This window comes from Micromonospora reichwaldensis (assembly GCF_031845925.1).
Lineage (GTDB): Bacteria > Actinomycetota > Actinomycetes > Mycobacteriales > Micromonosporaceae > Micromonospora > Micromonospora reichwaldensis.
In genome coordinates, this window is the sequence record NZ_JAVRFL010000002.1 from 268,874 (window position 1) to 285,263 (window position 16,390).

A 16,390-nucleotide genomic window follows, 5' to 3' on the forward strand; every position below is an offset into this window, starting at 1 on the left:
CATTACGGTCATCCTCCGATCGGGTGGATTGGCGGCGGAGCGCGTGGGGCAATACCCGCACGCGCGCCACCCGGCCCCGTCGTGTGGTGCGCTCATGGTGCGGTGCGCGCTCATGATCTTGCGCAAAGGGAGCGACATGCAGGTCTGGCCGGGCGAGCGGTACCCCCTGGGGGCCACCTACGACGGGATGGGCACCAACTTCGCCATCTTCTCCGAGGTGGCCGAGCGGGTTGAGCTGTGCCTGTTCGACGAGTGGGACACCGGGGCCGAGCGGCGGGTCGAGCTGCGCGAGGTCGACGCGTACGTCTGGCACGCGTACATCCCCGGCATCGAGCCGGGGCAGCGCTACGGCTACCGCGTGCACGGCCAGTACGACCCGGCGAACGGGCTGCGCTGCAACCCGGCCAAGCTGCTGCTCGACCCGTACGCCAAGGCGGTCGACGGCGACGTGCGATGGGACCCGGCCGTCTACGACTACGAGCACGGCGACCCGGAGCGGATGAACACCACCGACTCGGCGCCGTTCATGCCGAAGTCGGTGGTGGTGAACCCGTACTTCGACTGGGGCAACGACTCCCCGCCCCGCATCCCGTACCACCACTCGGTGATCTACGAGGCGCACGTGCGCGGCCTGACGATGCGCCACCCGGACATCCCCGACGAGCTGCGCGGCACGTACGCCGGCCTCGCCTCCCCGCCGATGATCGAGCACCTGACGAAGCTCGGCGTGACCGCCATCGAGCTGATGCCGGTGCACCAGTTCGTGCACGACCACCGGCTGGCCGACATGGGGCTGCGCAACTACTGGGGCTACAACACCATCGGCTTCTTCGCCCCGCACCACGGCTACTCGGCGCTCGGGCACCTCGGCCAGCAGGTGCAGGAGTTCCGGGGCATGGTCAAGGCGCTGCACGCCGCCGGCATCGAGGTCATCCTCGACGTGGTCTACAACCACACCGCCGAGGGCAACCACCTCGGCCCGACGCTGAGCTTCAAGGGCGTCGACAACCCCAGCTACTACCGGCTCAGCGAGGAGGACCGGCGCTACTACGTCGACTACACCGGCACCGGCAACAGCCTCAACGTACGCAGCCCGCACTCGCTCCAGCTGATCATGGACTCGCTGCGGTACTGGGTGACCGAGATGCACGTCGACGGGTTCCGCTTCGACCTCGCCGCCACCCTCGCCCGCGAGTTCTACGAGGTCGACCGCCTCTCCACCTTCTTCGAGGTGGTGCAGCAGGACCCGGTGGTCAGCCAGGTCAAGCTGATCGCCGAGCCCTGGGACGTCGGGCCGGGCGGCTACCAGGTGGGCAACTTCCCGCCGGTGTGGACCGAGTGGAACGGCAAGTACCGCGACACCGTGCGCGACTTCTGGCGCGGCGAGCCGGCCACCCTCGCCGAGTTCGCCTCCCGCATCTCCGGCTCCGCCGACCTCTACCAGGACGACGGGCGCCGCCCGTTCCACAGCATCAACTTCGTCACCTGCCACGACGGGTTCACGCTGCGCGACCTGGTGTCGTACAACGACAAGCACAACGAGGCCAACGGCGAGGAGAACCGCGACGGCGAGAGCCACAACCGGTCCTGGAACTGCGGCGTCGAGGGCGACACCGACGACGAGGCGGTACGCGCCCTGCGGGCCCGGCAGCGGCGCAACTTCCTGACCACCCTCGTGCTCTCCCAGGGCGTGCCGATGATCGGCCACGGCGACGAGCTGGGCCGCACCCAGCGCGGCAACAACAACGCCTACTGCCAGGACAGCGAGCTGGCCTGGGTCGACTGGGACGACGCCGACACCGACCTGCTGGAGTTCACCCGCAAGCTGGTCGACTTCCGCCGCCGCCACCAGGTGTTCCGCCGGCGGCGCTTCTTCACCGGCCTGCCGGTGCGGTCCCGGCTGGTCGACGAGCCCCTGCCGGACCTGGCCTGGTACACCCCCGACGGGCGGGAGATGACCGGCGAGGACTGGGGCAACGACTTCGGCCGCTCGGTGGCGCTCTTCGTCAACGGCGAGGGCATCCGCGAACGCGGCCAGTACGGCCAGCGCCACGTGGACGCCTCCTTCCTGCTCTGCTTCAACGCCCACGACGCCCCGCTGGACTTCACCGTGCCCGGCCCCGAGTTCGGGCCGCGCTGGGAGGTGGTGATCAGCACCGCGGAACCGGAACCGGAGAAGACCACGGTCGTCGAGGCGGGCGGCACCCTCTGCGTGCCCGACCGGTGCGTGGTGGTGCTGGAGAGGAAGGCCTGACATGTCGACCACCCCTCGACCCGACGCGCCCCGGGTGGGCGCCACCTACCGGGTGCAGGTCCGCCCCGGCTTCGACCTGGACGCCACCGCCGAGCTGGCCGACTACCTGACCGGTCTCGGCGTCACCCACCTTTACAGCGCGCCCCTGCTCACCGCCGCCCCCGGCTCGGCGCACGGCTACGACGTGGTCGACCACCGTGCCGTCAACCCCGAGCTGGGCGGGGAGGCGGCCCGGCAGCGGCTGCTGCGGGCACTGCGCGCCGCCGGGCTCGGGATGGTCGTCGACATCGTGCCCAACCACGCCGGCGTGGCCGTGCCCGCCGCGAACCCCGCCTGGTGGGACGTGCTGCGCCGGGGCCGCGACTCGGCGTACGCCGGTTGGTTCGACGTCGACTGGGACCGGGGGCGGCTGTTGCTGCCGGTGCTCGCCGACACCCCGGACGCCCTCGACGACCTCAAGCTCGCCGACGGGGAACTGCGCTACCACGAGCACCGCTTCCCGATCGCCGACGGCACCGGAGACGGCGGCCCGCGCGAGGTGCACGACCGGCAGCACTACGAGCTGGTCTCCTGGCGGCGCGGCGACACCGAGCTGACGTACCGCCGGTTCTTCGCCGTCTCGGACCTGGCCGGGCTGCGGGTGGAGGACCCGGAGGTCTTCGCCGCCACCCACGAGCTGGTGCTGCGGTGGGCGGCGGCCGGCGAGGTCGACGGCATCCGCGTCGACCACCCGGACGGGCTGCGCGACCCCTCGGCCTACCTGGCCCGGCTGCGGGCCGCCGCGCCCGACGCGTGGCTGGTGGTGGAGAAGATCCTGGAGTACGGCGAGGAGCTGCCGGACTGGCCCGTGGAGGGCACCACCGGCTACGACGCCCTCGCCGCCGTCTGCGGGCTCTTCGTCGACCCCGACGCGGAGGGCGACTTCACCGCCCTGGACACCCACCTCGTCGGCCGGCACACCTCCTGGCAGGACCTCACCCACGACACCAAGCTCGCCGCGGCCACCCGCCTGCTGTCGGCCGAGCTGACCCGCCTCGCCGCGCTCGCCGACGACGTCGAGCCCGACGCCGCCCGCGCGGCGCTGGCCGAGCTGGCCGCCGCGTTCCCGGTCTACCGGGGCTACCCGCCACACGGCGCCCGGCACCTGGCCGCCGCCCGCGCCGAGGCCGGCCGCCGCCGCCCCGACCTGACCGCCGTGCTGGACGCGCTCACCCGCCGGCTGCGCGACCCCGACGACGAGCTGGCGAAGCGCTTCCCGCAGCTCACCGGCGCGGTCATGGCCAAGGGCGTGGAGGACACCGCCTTCTACCGGTGGAGCCGCTTCGTCGCGCTCAACGAGGTCGGCGGCAGCCCCGCGCACTTCGGCGTGCCGCCGGCCGAGTTCCACCGCTTCGCCGCCGCCCGGCAGGTCCGCTGGCCGGCGAGCATGACCACCCTCTCCACCCACGACACCAAGCGCTCCGAGGACGTCCGGGCCCGCCTCGCGGTGCTCAGCGAACTGCCGGGACGCTGGGCCGACCTGGTCGCCCGGTGGACGGCCCGCGCGCCGCTGCCCGACCCGGCCTTCGCGCACCTGCTGTGGCAGACCGCCGTGGGCGCCTGGCCGATCGAGCGGGAGCGGCTGCACGCGTACGTCGAGAAGGCCGCCCGGGAGGCGTCGGCCGCCACGAGCTGGGCCGACCCCGACCCGGTCTTCGAGCGGGCCATGCACGACGTGGTCGACGCGATGTACGACGACGCGCAGCTGCACGCCGAACTGACCGCCTTCGCCGACGAGATCGCCCCCGTCGGCTGGTCCAACTCGCTCGGGCAGAAGCTGGTGCAGCTCGCCATGCCCGGCGTGCCCGACACCTACCAGGGCACCGAGCTGTGGGACAACTCGCTGGTCGACCCCGACAACCGCCGGCCGGTCGACTTCGCCGTACGCCGGGAGCTGCTGGCCCGCCTCGACGCCGGCCCGCCCCCGCCGGTGGACGCCGGCGGCGCGGCGAAGCTGCTCGTGGTGTCGCGGACCCTGCGGCTGCGCCGCGACCGCCCGGAGCTGTTCACCGGCTACCGGCCGGTGCCGGCCCACGGGCGCGCCGGGCGGCACGCGCTCGCCTTCGACCGGGGCGGCGCCGTCGCGGTCGCCACCCGCCTGCCGCTCGGGCTGGCACGCGCCGGCGGCTGGGGCGACACCACTTTGTCACTTCCCGTTCACGAGGTGACCGACCTGTTCACGGGCCGGTCCTACAGTGGCGGGCAGACCCTGCTGGCCGACCTGCTGGCCACCTATCCCGTCGCGCTGCTGGCTCCCACCACCGAGTCCGTGGAGGCTTCATGACCGAGTTCACGGTGTGGGCGCCGCAGGCCGCCCGCGTCCGGCTGCGCCTGCCGGGCGTCGCCGACCACGAGATGCGCTCCGGCCCGGACGGCTGGTGGCGGGTCGAGGTGCCCGCCGCCGGCCCCGGCACCGACTACGCCTTCCTGCTCGACGACGACGAGCGGGCGCTGCCCGACCCCCGCTCACCCTGGCAGCCGGAGGGCGTGCACGGGCCGAGCCGGCGCTACGACCACGCGGCGTTCGAGTGGACCGACCAGGCCTGGACCGGCCGGCAGCTGCCCGGCGCCGTCCTCTACGAGCTGCACGTCGGCACCTTCACCCCCGAGGGCACCTTCGACGCCGCCATCGGCCGCCTCGACCACCTCGTCGACCTCGGCGTCGACATGATCGAGCTGCTGCCCGTCAACGCCTTCAACGGCGAGCACAACTGGGGCTACGACGGGGTCTGCTGGTATGCCCCGCACCAGCCCTACGGCGGGCCGGACGGCCTGAAACGGCTGGTCGACGCCGCCCACGCCAAGGGCCTGGGGGTGATCCTCGACGTTGTCTACAACCATTTCGGGCCCTCCGGGGCCTACGCGCCGATGTTCGCGCCGTACCTCACCGAGCAGAGCAACACCTGGGGCCGCACCGTCAACCTCGACGGACCGCACTCCGACGGCGTGCGCCGCTACATCGTGGACAGCATCCTGATGTGGCTGCGCGACTACCACGTCGACGGCCTACGGCTCGACGCCGTGCACGCCATGCCCGACTCCCGCGCGACCCCCTGGCTGGAGGAGGTGGCGATCGAGGTCGAGGCCCTCGCCACCCATCTCGGCCGGCCGCTGTCGCTGATCGCCGAGTCCGACCTCAACGACCCCCGGCTGATCACGCCCCGGGAGGCCGGCGGCTTCGGCCTGCACGCCCAGTGGAACGACGACGCCCACCACGCCCTGCACACCCTGCTCACCGGCGAGCGGCAGGGCTACTACGGCGACTTCGGCTCGCTCGAATGCCTCACCGACGTGCTCACCGGCGGGTTCTTCCACGCCGGCACCTGGTCCAGCTTCCGCAACCGCCAGCACGGCCGGCCGGTGGACCGGCAGCGCACCCCCGGCCACCGGTTCGTCGCGTACCTGCAGAACCACGACCAGATCGGCAACCGGGCCACCGGCGACCGGATCTCCGCCACCCTCTCCCCGGGGCTGCTGCGCGTCGGCGCGACGCTGCTGTTCACCGCCCCGTTCACCCCGATGCTGTTCATGGGCGAGGAGTGGGCCGCCAGCACCCCGTGGCAGTTCTTCACCAGCCACCCCGAGCCGGAGCTGGCGACCGCCGTCGCCACCGGGCGCAAGCGGGAGTTCGCCGCGCACGGCTGGCCGGAGGGCGACGTGCCGGACCCGCAGGACCCGCAGACCTTCGTCCGCTCCCGGCTCGACTGGGCCGAGCTGGACAAACCCGAACACCGCGAGATGTACGAGTTCCACAAGCGGCTCATCGCCCTGCGCAAGAGCCGCCCCGACCTGTCCGACCCGAGGCTGCACGCCGTGGACGTACGCCCCGGCGACCAGTTCCTGGTGATGCGCCGGGGCGGGACCCTGGTGGCGGCGAACCTGGCCGCCAAGCCGCAGCGGATCACGCTGCCGGGGGTGGCGCGCCGGGTGCTGCTCGCGACGGGGGAGGGGGTCACGGTGATGCGCGACCGCATCGAGCTGCCGGCGGAGACGGCGGCGATCGTGGCGCTCTGAGCGGCGCTCGACGCCGCTTCGCCGTCGGCAGTGGTGTTGCGGCTGCCGACGGCGATCGGCCCGCCCCCGCCGCCGGCGGTCAGCCGGCGTCCAGCACCTCGCGCAGCTTGGCCGCGAACTCGGCGGGCTTGCCCGCGTAGCCGAACTCGCCGTCCATGAAGCCGCCGTGATGGCTCGGGAACACCACGGCCTCCTGGCCGAGCAGCGCTGCGGTGGCGACGGCCGTACGCGCCGTGTAGGTCCCTTCCGTCTCCTCGCCGACCGCGATCACGATCCGGGTCGGCGCCGCCGTGAGCGCCGCCGCGTCGGGCCGGTAGTCGGTGACCGTCCCGGAGGCCTTCGACAGCAGCGGGTCGTCGCGGGAGCCGTCGTCCTCGGTCGGCAGGCCGAACGCCGCCGGGTCGGGCGCGGGCTGGGCGAAGTAGGCGTCGGTGAACTCGCCCTGCCAGGAGACCAACGCCATGAAGGCGGCCATGCCCGCGCCCATGCCCTTCGCCTGGTACGCCTCGTGGACGGCGGCCTGGGCGCGCTCGGCCGCCGCGGCGTCGGGCAGCACGGTGGTGATCGGCGGCTCGTGCGCCACCAGCGTCGCCACGTCCCCGGGGTGGGACGCGACCAGCTCCAGCGCGGTCACCGCCCCGCCGCTGCTGGCGAACACGTCGACCGGGCCGGAGCCGAGCGTCTCGATCAGCAGGTGCAGGTCGGCCGCCTGCTGCTGCGGCGTGTGGTCCGACCGCCCGTCGCTGCGGACGCTGCGGCCGAGCCCGCGCGGGTCGTAGGTGACGACCGTCCGGTCGGTGAAGTGGGGCGCCAGCGCGTTGAAGCCCTCCGCCGTCATCGGTTGACCGATCATGAGCAGCGTGCGGTGCCCGCCGGAGGCCGACAGTGGACTGCGCACGTCGTAGACCAGGTCGACGCCGGGCGCGGCGAGGGTGTGGGTCTCCATCGTCGTCATGACGGCGAGCGTACGACCGACGGGTGACAGATCCGGTGCTACGCGCGGGAAGCGGCCCCACCCGCCCCGGGTTTCGACACCGGCGTCAGGATCTGCGGTATGGAGTACTTCTGCTATCACCGCGACCGGTCCGGCTCCCTGGCTCTGCGCAAGGAACTGCGCGAGGAGCACTGGTCCTACATGGACTGGTACGCGGAGCGGATGATCGCCCGTGGGCCGACGTTCGCCGCCGACGGGGAGACGCCGACCGGCAGCGTGCACATCGTCGACCTGCCCGATCCCGCCGCCGCCCGGGCGTTCGCCCTCGACGAGCCCAACTACCAGGCCGGCGCGTACCGGGACGTGCTGCTGCGCCGGTGGCACAACACGCTGGGGCGCACCATGTGGGACTTCCCGGGCGGCCGGACGGATGGTGACCGGTACCTGGTGCTCGGCCTCGGGGCGGGGGAGGCCGCCGACCTGGACGTGAGCGCGGACCGGGACGAGCTGATCGCGTACGGGCCGCTGCTGTCGGACGACGGTGTCAGGTGGCTGGGCACGGCGGCGCTGGTCCGGGCGGAGGACCCGGACGAGGCCCGTGCTGTGCTGACCCCGGACAGGTACGCCGAGATCGAGGTCCACGCGTGGGCGTTCGGCGGACGACCGTGACTCCATTGGCCCTCTCAGTTGGGCCGTCCAGGGTCGTGCCGAGGTTCGGTTGTGCCGTGAACGCCCTACCGGGCTGAGTCGCCGTTCTGCCGCGAGCGAACCCGCTTGTCCTGTTGCGGCGCGCTGCGGAGGATCGGTGGATGGATCTCCTCACTGCGGAACGGCAACTCCAAGCCGCCCAGCGCGCCGCCGACGTCGAGTCCCTCGACGCGCTCCTGCACCCGCAGGTCGTGGGTGCCGGACCGGACGGCACGGTCTTCACGAAGGAAGACGACTTGGAGAGCTACCGCTCCGGTGCTTTGCGAATCACCAGCCTGGTGGAGGAGTCGCTCGACGTCCAGGAAGACGGTCAGACTGGGGTGACTCGCATGGTCGCTGCGGTGGATGCCGTTCAGGGCGGTGCCGCCATGTCCGCGCGGTTGCGCTACACCCGACTCTGGGTGCGTGAGGACGGCAACTGGCGGGTGTTGGCCGCCACCTTCGTCCCGGTCTAAGGGACGTCTCCTGACCTTGCAGGTCAGGGCGATACGCCCCGGCCCACCTGCGCAACGGTGACACCCACACCCACACCCGCCTCGCCGCCGGATCCGCCGTCGGGGTCACCACCGCGTGGCACTACGCACAGGAAGCGATCGTCAACAAGAAGTGATCCTTGCCTCTTCATTGGTGAGTCTCTATCGTTGTCGGAAAGCGCTTTCCCGTCCCCGTGCTCATGCCTGAAAGGTGAACTCAGATGAGACGCAAGGTCGCCACGCGGTGGCTGGCCGGTGGTGCCACCGCGGTCGCAGGTGCCGTCGTCGCCTTGGCGCTGCAGGTTCCCAACGCCTCGGCCGCCACGAACCTGAGCCTCGGCGCCGGCGCTGACGGCTCCAGCAAGGCCAGTGGTACCAGCTATGGCAACGTCATCGACGGCAACCCCAGCACCTACTGGTCGCCGAGCGGCTCGACCGGCACGGTCTCGGTCAAGTGGGGCAGCGCCATGACGGTGTCCTCGGCCGCCATCGTGCAGGCCTCGGGCGGCGGCTCGATCAGCGGCTGGCAGCTCAAGAACCACGACACGGGCTCCGTCCTGGCCAGCGGCAGCAGCGCCCCAAGCACCATCAACTTCTCCTCGACGTCGCTGAAGAAGATCTCCTTTGTCATCACCAGCGCGTCCGGCAGCCCACGGATCGCCGAGTTCGAGACGTACTCCAGCGGCGGGTCGACCCCGACCACCAGTCCGACCAGTGGCCCCACCAGCAGTCCGACGGCCAGCCCGACCAGCAACCCAGGCGCGCCGACTGGTGCGTGGCCGTCGTCGGCCGGCTCGGTGAGCATCTCGGGCACGGTCAGCGTCTCCGGCACCTTCGACGGCGGGATGAAGACGTACTGCTGCATCGGTGACGGTGGACAGGGCGAGTCGCAGGACCCGATGTTCAAGATCGCCAATGGTGGCACGCTGCAGAACGTCATCCTCGGTTCGCCCGCCGGTGACGGCGTGCACTGCGAGGGCACCTGCACACTGCGCAACGTGTGGTGGAACGACATCGGTGAGGACGCCGCCACCTTCAAGCAGACCAACGGCGGTACGTCCTACATCATCGGTGGCGGCGCGCGCAACGGCAGCGACAAGACCTTCCAGCACAACGGCAACGGCACGGTCAACATCTCCGGCTTCTACCTCAAGGGGTCCGGCAAGCTGTACCGCGGCTGTGGCAACTGCTCCACCTCGCACACCCGTCACGTGCGTATCGACAACGTCCTCGTCGACGACATCGACATGCTCGCCGGCATCAACAGCAACTGGAACGACACCGCGACGATCACTCGCGTGGTCGTAATCGGCTCGGCCACCATCTGCGGCAAGTACAAGGGTGTGCCCAAGGGCAGCGAACCCAGCTACCTCGGTGAGGGCTGGAACGACGCCAACTGCAAGGTCAACAGAAGTGACGTCACCTTCCGGTAGTCACTAGACACGTATGTTCGCGAAGGGGCACCCGCCGCCAGGCGGGCGCCCCTTCGGTGTCCGTCGTGCGGGGGCGAGTTCACCGAACCCGTGCTCCACTTCGGCGGCATTCTGATGTCTTCGAAGCCATAGATTCTCCCTGTCAAGGGGGTGCACGGCCTTCGGGCTGGGCGAGGATCGCAACTCTACGGTCCACACTCCGCGTGGCGTGCGATGCGCTTGAGGACGTGAACGGCCTGGGGCGTGATCGTGATGAGGAAGGCTCGGATCCGGTTTCTGTTTGGTTGACACAGAAACTTTCTGGGTGGATCGTGGCATCGACGCTGATATGTATGGTCCTGGGTTGAGCCGAGCTTCGGTCTCTCCCCGAGCACCACCCCGGAAGGGCACTCATGCGCAGGTCCGCCTACCGAATCGCCTCAGGTCTCGCCGCCGCCCTGCTCGCCATGCTGACCGCGACGCTGTCGGCGTCGCCGGCCGCTGCTGGCGAGCCGTTTCAGAGCCCCGACACGGGCCTGGTCTTCTACTCGAGCTACCCGACCGGGGTGGTCGGCAGGCAGGCCACGCCTGACGGCGTCTGCCGTCAGGTCCCGGCCGACGCGACCTGGCTGCTGGCCTGGAACGGTGGCTTCCAGAGCGTCCCCGGCTACCGGACCCCCGACTGCAGCGGCCAGGCCTCTGAGCTCAACAACTTCCACAGTTGGCCGAAGGGCTACTACCTCACCTACAAGGCCAGTTGACCAGTGCTTCCCTGTGGTCGTTCGCGGGCGGCCACCGGGAAGGCGGCGACCCGCGTTGCGAAGGCCGCGTTTCCGAACGCGGCAGCGACGGCCGCATCCTGTTTGTTCCGCACGACCTCTCGACGGTGACTGCTTGCCGTCCATGGACAGAACCACCGTTACCGCAGACCAGAACGGATCACCTGCTGGAGTGCCAGTTCCTGGTTGACGCCGATTGGCGTGTGGGGCGCCGCCAGCAGACGACGACCCCACACATTGCCTACCGTTGTCGTCGGACGGTTCGCGTCAGTAGATTCGGCCGCTAGAAAGGTTGATGCAGCTGGTGTTGTTGTTCACGAGGCACTCCTGCCCTGTGATCCTCGTGACGTTTCCGGCGAAATTGAACTCTTTGGTGACGGTCTTGCCGGCCCCGCTGGAGTTCCCCACGCCCTCGGTCCGCGTGCCGCCGTCGTTGTAACTGGCAGTAAGGCTTACGACGGCCGCGTAGCCGTCGGATTTGGTGTCCTTGACCTTCACCTCCACGTACAGGCGCCCGCCGGACCACCACCAGGTGCCGTACGCCCAGGCGCCGGCGACGTCACCGGGAGTGCCGGTCAGGTCCCAGCCGGTTGCCGCCTGGGCGGGTGCCGGGGCAATAGCCACCGCACCGAACGTCGTGACTGTCGCTGCGGTCAGGGTGGCGACGAACCGGCGCATCCTCATGGCGTACCTCCATCTGAATCGGTATGTCCGGGATACTCTCGCAACGTTCCGCGGTAGGCGCGTCAACCGACGAGTTGGCCTTTCGCTAATACCAACGCGGTACAGGCACAGTGGACGCCTACTGCCGTCGTTGTACCTGTCGCCGCCGAGCAGCACCACGACCACCATTGGCTGCTTCCGCGCCGTAACGGCACCACCGGTGCGGTGGCGTTCGACCGTCATCGCGCTTCAACGTCGAGGGACGGTGCCTCCGGCGAAATACACCGGAAGATGTTGGGTTCGGGCTCGGATCGCCGTGTCGGCTCGGAGGTGCGACATTGACTGCAAGGCCGTTGCTCAACCGAGGGGGTAACCGGGATGCGAACCTGATCGATTCGGTCCCGCGCAGGGACCCTTAGCGCTAAAGCAGGTCAGGCACGCGGCGCGGATACTCAGGGCTGCTCGCGCCCTCTCAGGCTTTGGCGGGTAGTGTGCAGGAGGCCGTTCTGCTACCCGGCCGATAACTGCTATCAGCATCAACGTCGCGCGAGTGGGCGGAAGCATGATCAAGAATGCCGACAGCATTGGTGCGAGGATTCGGTACTGGCGGGTGCGTCGTGGAGGTATGACGCAGGCCGTTCTCGCTGGGCTCGCCGGTGTGAGCCAGTCCTATGTGTCACAGGTCGAGTCGGGTCGGAAGACGATCGACCGACGCTCCACGCTGGTCGCCCTCGCCGCCGCTTTGCAGGTCACGGTGGCCGACCTGCTTGGGCAGGGCGCGGAGCCTGGCGATCCTGCCCGCGATGGTGCCGCCGAGTGCGTCCCGGCGATCTGGTCGGCCCTGATCGAAATCGAGGACGGCGAGCGCCGACCGTCGACCTGCACGAGGGAGCAGCTTGCCGCTCAGATCGTCCGCAGCGATCGGCTTCGCACCAGCTGCAATTATCCGGCCATGGCCCGTTTGCTGCCCAACCTGCTGCTGGATGCCGCAGCCCTGGGCGGTGTGGTACTGGCTGAGGTGGCCTACCAGGCATCGACGTGCCTGCGGAACCTCGGGTACCGGCATCTCGCCCTCAACGCGGCGCGGGTCGCCGTGTCGGCCGCTGAGGACGTTGAGGATCCGGCGTGGATCGGCGCCTCCCGGTTTGCCTACTCCCAGAGTCTGCCAATCGAGTCCGCGCCGCTCGCGGCGCGGGCAGCAGACCGTTCCCTGACCGAACTCCAACCCCACGCCGCCGACATTCGGGTCAGGCAGATGCTGGGCCAGCTGCATCTCTCAGCCGCGTTGACCTCGACGGTGAGCGGGCGTTCGGATGCCGCCCGTGATCACTTGACCGAGGCGGCACGCGAAGCTGCGAGCCTTGGGGACCCGGCCGACGGGGCTGGCTTCAACGGCTGCGGGTTCGGGCCGACCAACGTAGGCCTCTGGGCGATGTCGATCGCGGCCGAACGCGGTGAGTCCGGCCAGGTCATCGAGCTGTCTCGAACGGTACGGCCGCAGGTTCTGGTGGCGTCGATTCGCCAGCAGTCCTACTGGCTCGACCTCGGCCGCGCGTATGCGGACACCGGTCGCCGGGATGCGGAGGCGCTTGCGGCGTTTGTGCAGGCAGAGCGGGCTGCGCCGGTGCCGTTCGTGCTGAACCCCCTCGCCCGGGACGCAGTGGTCGCGTTGTCGCAGCGGGCGAAGCGCCGGGCTGTTCCAGACGAACTGCGGTCACTTGCCAGCCGTATGGGCATCAACCTGGCCGCATAACTGGCGGTAATTGCTCAATCACTGATCCGCTCTAGTGTCCGCTCTGAGGGGCGACCGCCTCTCTGGGTTCGGGCACGGCGTTGAGGTTCGCCGCTGTGCCCTGCGCCAGCGGAGGCAGAGTGGACGATCAGGGAATCGGTTCGGCGAGCCGGGGTGAGCAGGCCGAGGCCGCCGAGCGGGAGGCGGCCAAGCAGCGACTCCTGGATCAGGCCGAGGCGGAGCGCGTACCGGTGGAGGAGACCACCCGGGCGGTGCCGGACCGGCGGTGGCGGCGTGACCAGCGCTGACGAGCCGATCGGTCGCCGCGTCGCCCGCTGGCGGGCGCGGCGGCGGATGACGCAGCAGATGTTCGCCGACCGGCTCGGCAGGTCGAAGAGCTGGGTGGACAAGACCGAGCGGGGCGTACGGCCGCTGGACCGCTACCCGGTGATCCAGGAGATCGCCCGGGTGCTGCGCGTCGACCCGATGGTGCTGCTCGGCGAGCACCGCCCGCCGCCGATCGCGGCCGGCCCGGTGGACGGGGTGGACGGCATCCGGGCCGCCCTCGCACGCTACGACGACCACGGGGCGACGGCGTCCGTGGTGGAGACGGGCCGGCACGTCGCGCACGCCTGGCTGACCTACCAGCACGGGCACTACGCCCAGGTGGTGCGGCTGCTGCCGAGGCTGCTGCACGCCGCGCAAAGCGTGCGGGCGCAGGAACCGGGGCTGCTGGTGCAGGCGTACCGGATCACCTCGTCGGTGCTCGTGAAGCTCGGCGAGGCCGACCTGGGGTGGCTGGCCGCCGACCGGGCGGTGGCGGTGGCCGGTGGCGATCCGGCGCTGGCGGGGGCGGCGGCCGTGGCGGTCGGTCAGGCGCTGCGTGCGCTGGGCCGGGACCGGCTGGCGCTGGTGGCGACGCTGGCCGCCGCGCGTCGCGTCGCGCCCGCGTCGGAGGCGGTGCACGGGACCCTGCTGATCCAGGCCGCGCTGGCCGCCGCCGGCTGCGGCGACACCGGCCGCAGCGAGGAGCTGGTCGAGCGGGCCGCCCGGGTGGCGGCGCGGATCGCCGGTGACGACCCGCACCGGACCGGCTTCGGGCCGGGCGCCGTCGAGGCGGCCCGGGTGGTCGCGGCTCTGGAGCGGGGGGACGCCGGGGAGGCGGTGCGCCGGCACGAGCAGGCGGTACGGCAGGAGGCGTGGCGGCGGCTGCCGGCCGAGTACCGGGCCGCCTACCTGGTGGACGCCGCGCGGGCATACCTCCAGGTCGGCGACCTGTGCGGTGCGGGCCGGCTCCTGGTCGACGCGGATGCCGTTGCGCCCGCCGAGGTCCGGTGCCGGCCCTTGGCGCGTACGGTCGTCGCCGAGGTCGCCCGGGCCCACCCGGCGCCGGCCGGCGTGGCGCGCCTGGCGACGCTGGTGGGCCTGACCCGCTGACCGGACCGGCCCGGGTGACCGGCGTGCCGCCGGCGGGTCAGCCGTTGGTGAAGAGCTCGCGGATCGCGACGAGGCTGGCGCCGTCGCCGACGGCCACCAGCGAGTCACCGGCCTGGAGGGTGAAGTCGGGACCCGGCGACGGGATCACGCGACCGTCGCGGACCACCGCGACGATCGACGCGCCGGTGCGGGTCCGCGCGCGCGTGTCACCGAGCTCGCGCCCGAGGTACGGCGACCGGGCGGGGATCGGCATACGTACGGTCTCGACGCCCTCCAGGGGCGGGACCAGCTCCGTCAGGTTGTCCATGACCAGCGGAAGGCCGAGCAGGTCGGCGATCGTCCGTGACTCCGTGCTCTCCAGCGTCAACGTGTGCTGGGCGGTTTCGGGGTCGGCGGGGTCGTAGAGCACGATGTCGCGCCGGCCGTCGAAGTGCACGATCACCGCGCCTCGCTGGCCCGTCCCCGTGACGAACGCGTACGACTCTCCGACGCCGAACAGCCGGGTCCTCTCCAGGTCCACGTTTCCACCTTCCGAGGATGAGGCGCCGCGGTCGACCACCTTGCCGCCCAGACTAGTACTCCGGCCGGGATCATGAGGATGGCTCGGTGGAGGCCTGCCGGGCGTGGTGGCTGTGCAGGGTGTGGCTCCGGTGACGGTGCCGGCAGTGCGTTCGGTTACCGGGGGCGTCAGGTGTTGACCGTAGATGAGCGCGAAAGTGGGTTGCTTCAGGTCCAGCCTTGCCCCCGTAATCGTTGGATTATCGCAGACGACGTGACACGCGCTGTCGGGCTTGCCCGCGAGACTCTGGCGGCAGCCACCCATCTCGACTGGCAGAAGCCGGCCGGTGGACTGGAGTGGAGCTGCTGGGAGTGAGGGGCCGTCCGGGCTGGTACAGGTCCTCGAGGCGTGCGGGGCGATGCTGGCGGCCATGATCGATGCCGTGCCGCCGGACCGGCGGTCGTTTCACGCGTACGGTCTATCCGACCCTTCCGGGTTCGCCGCGATGGGCGTGGTCGAGGTCCTGGTCCACATGTACGACGTGGCCGCCGGGTTGGACCTGACGTGGTCGCCGCCTACCGACCTGTGTACGGGAGCGCTGCGCCGGCTGTTCCCCTCCGTGCCGTCAACCGGCGAGCCGTGGTCGATGCTCCTTTGGGCTACCGGCCGGGCGGACCTACCCGGCCTGCCGGCGCGGACATCTTGGAGGTGGGACGGCACTCCGCGCCCCTGAACGCCGGCCCAGGCCAAGGTCAGGTGCACTGATCTGCCGCCGACCGCGCGTGCTCGGCGCCGCCCTGTCGTGTCGATGAGCGCACGTCGTGCAGCCGGTGGCGGTGTTCGGATTACGGGGCCACGCTCGCAGTTGCCTCAGCGGTGTTATGGCTGTGCGGGCTGGGTCAATGATCGGACCAGGCGCTCGCCGTCGGGCCACGCGCCGAACCCGGTCTTGGAGTCCAGGTGCCCGACTGCGCCCGCGTCGAACAGTTCCGAGCCCCAGTCTCGCGCGTACGCTTCGAATTGTTCGAACGTGGTAATTGGGTCGTTGTGACTGGCGACCAGGATCGAGCGAAAGGGCAGTGGCTCGCGTGGCACGTGGTCGATGAAGACATCGACGGTCTCGTGAGGGTCGGGAGTCCAGTCCGGATCCAGGTACGGTGGCGTGACCAGCAGGGCGGCACGGACGGGACCGACGTGCTGGCTGGCCCAGACGGCGACGGTCAGGCATCCCGCACTGTGCGCCACGAGGATCGCCGGCTCATCGTCGGCGCTTATGGCAGCGTGCAGCGCGGCGACCCGTTCGGCGGCGACGTACGGTGGCCCGGGCGGTTCGGGCGCCCACTGGTACTTCGGGTGATCCCTGACCCAACTGCGCGACCAGTGGTCGCGGAATGGAACGCCTCGACCGGGCACGACAAGGTAACGCGTCATGCTGCGGAGGGTAAC

Annotated in this window: 14 protein-coding genes; 10 read left to right on the plus strand and 4 right to left on the minus strand. The window is 70.8% G+C overall.

Going from position 1 to position 16,390, the window contains the following annotated elements:
- Positions 1 to 136: 136 nt before the first annotated feature.
- The 3 genes from glgX to treZ are packed head-to-tail and all read left to right on the plus strand — an operon-like array spanning position 137 to position 6,307.
- On the plus strand, positions 137 to 2,254 hold the full coding sequence (gene glgX, locus RM555_RS02490; protein ID WP_311410229.1) for a glycogen debranching protein GlgX: 2,118 nt from the start codon (positions 137 to 139) through the stop codon (positions 2,252 to 2,254).
- A gap of 1 nt (position 2,255) precedes the next feature.
- Positions 2,256 to 4,577 carry a malto-oligosyltrehalose synthase gene (gene treY / locus RM555_RS02495; RefSeq protein WP_311410230.1) on the plus strand — a complete coding sequence of 774 codons (2,322 nt, stop codon included), beginning with the start codon at positions 2,256 to 2,258 and terminating at the stop codon, positions 4,575 to 4,577.
- On the plus strand, positions 4,574 to 6,307 hold the full coding sequence (gene treZ / locus RM555_RS02500; protein ID WP_311410231.1) for a malto-oligosyltrehalose trehalohydrolase: 1,734 nt from the start codon (positions 4,574 to 4,576) through the stop codon (positions 6,305 to 6,307). The genes treY and treZ overlap by 4 nt, the downstream gene beginning before the upstream one ends.
- 79 nt (positions 6,308 to 6,386) lie before the next feature.
- Here treZ and RM555_RS02505 read toward each other — a convergent pair whose 3' ends face one another.
- Positions 6,387 to 7,262 (minus strand): alpha/beta fold hydrolase, encoded by an 876-nt coding sequence (locus RM555_RS02505; protein WP_311410232.1) that lies wholly within the window; start codon positions 7,260 to 7,262, stop codon positions 6,387 to 6,389.
- A gap of 99 nt (positions 7,263 to 7,361) precedes the next feature.
- Here RM555_RS02505 and RM555_RS02510 point away from each other — a divergent pair, with 99 nt between their 5' ends.
- The 4 genes from RM555_RS02510 to RM555_RS02530 all read left to right on the plus strand — a co-directional run bounded on the left by RM555_RS02510 (position 7,362) and on the right by RM555_RS02530 (position 10,595).
- The gene (locus RM555_RS02510) at positions 7,362 to 7,910 is read left to right on the plus strand and encodes a YciI family protein (protein ID WP_311410233.1); all 549 of its coding nucleotides are present in this window, start codon (positions 7,362 to 7,364) and stop codon (positions 7,908 to 7,910) included.
- A gap of 140 nt (positions 7,911 to 8,050) precedes the next feature.
- On the plus strand, positions 8,051 to 8,404 hold the full coding sequence (locus tag RM555_RS02515; protein WP_121398058.1) for a nuclear transport factor 2 family protein: 354 nt from the start codon (positions 8,051 to 8,053) through the stop codon (positions 8,402 to 8,404).
- 239 nt (positions 8,405 to 8,643) lie between these two features.
- The gene (locus tag RM555_RS02525; protein WP_311410234.1) at positions 8,644 to 9,855 is read left to right on the plus strand and encodes a pectate lyase; all 1,212 of its coding nucleotides are present in this window, start codon (positions 8,644 to 8,646) and stop codon (positions 9,853 to 9,855) included.
- Positions 9,856 to 10,247: 392 nt separating this feature from the next.
- Entirely contained in the window at positions 10,248 to 10,595 is a 348-nt protein-coding gene (locus RM555_RS02530; protein ID WP_311410235.1) for a hypothetical protein, read from the plus strand.
- A gap of 285 nt (positions 10,596 to 10,880) precedes the next feature.
- Here RM555_RS02530 and RM555_RS02535 read toward each other — a convergent pair whose 3' ends face one another.
- On the minus strand, positions 10,881 to 11,297 hold the full coding sequence (locus RM555_RS02535; RefSeq protein WP_311410236.1) for a hypothetical protein: 417 nt from the start codon (positions 11,295 to 11,297) through the stop codon (positions 10,881 to 10,883).
- A 541-nt stretch (positions 11,298 to 11,838) separates the two neighbouring features.
- Here RM555_RS02535 and RM555_RS02540 point away from each other — a divergent pair.
- From RM555_RS02540 to RM555_RS02550, 3 genes are all read left to right on the plus strand, one after another.
- On the plus strand, positions 11,839 to 13,029 hold the full coding sequence (locus tag RM555_RS02540) for a helix-turn-helix domain-containing protein (protein WP_311410237.1): 1,191 nt from the start codon (positions 11,839 to 11,841) through the stop codon (positions 13,027 to 13,029).
- A 119-nt stretch (positions 13,030 to 13,148) separates the two neighbouring features.
- The gene (locus RM555_RS02545; protein WP_311410238.1) at positions 13,149 to 13,316 is read left to right on the plus strand and encodes a hypothetical protein; all 168 of its coding nucleotides are present in this window, start codon (positions 13,149 to 13,151) and stop codon (positions 13,314 to 13,316) included.
- Entirely contained in the window at positions 13,303 to 14,445 is a 1,143-nt protein-coding gene (locus RM555_RS02550; RefSeq protein WP_311410239.1) for a helix-turn-helix domain-containing protein, read from the plus strand. The genes RM555_RS02545 and RM555_RS02550 overlap by 14 nt, the downstream gene beginning before the upstream one ends.
- A 37-nt stretch (positions 14,446 to 14,482) precedes the next feature.
- Here RM555_RS02550 and RM555_RS02555 read toward each other — a convergent pair whose 3' ends face one another.
- Together RM555_RS02555 and RM555_RS02560 are read right to left on the minus strand one after the other, a co-directional pair.
- Complete coding sequence (locus tag RM555_RS02555) at positions 14,483 to 14,965, minus strand: cation:proton antiporter regulatory subunit (protein WP_311410240.1); 483 nt, start codon at positions 14,963 to 14,965, stop codon at positions 14,483 to 14,485.
- Positions 14,966 to 15,823: 858 nt separating this feature from the next.
- A complete protein-coding gene (locus RM555_RS02560) occupies positions 15,824 to 16,375 on the minus strand; it encodes an RBBP9/YdeN family alpha/beta hydrolase (RefSeq protein ID WP_311410241.1) in 552 nt (183 codons plus the stop codon).
- Positions 16,376 to 16,390 lie beyond the last annotated feature (15 nt).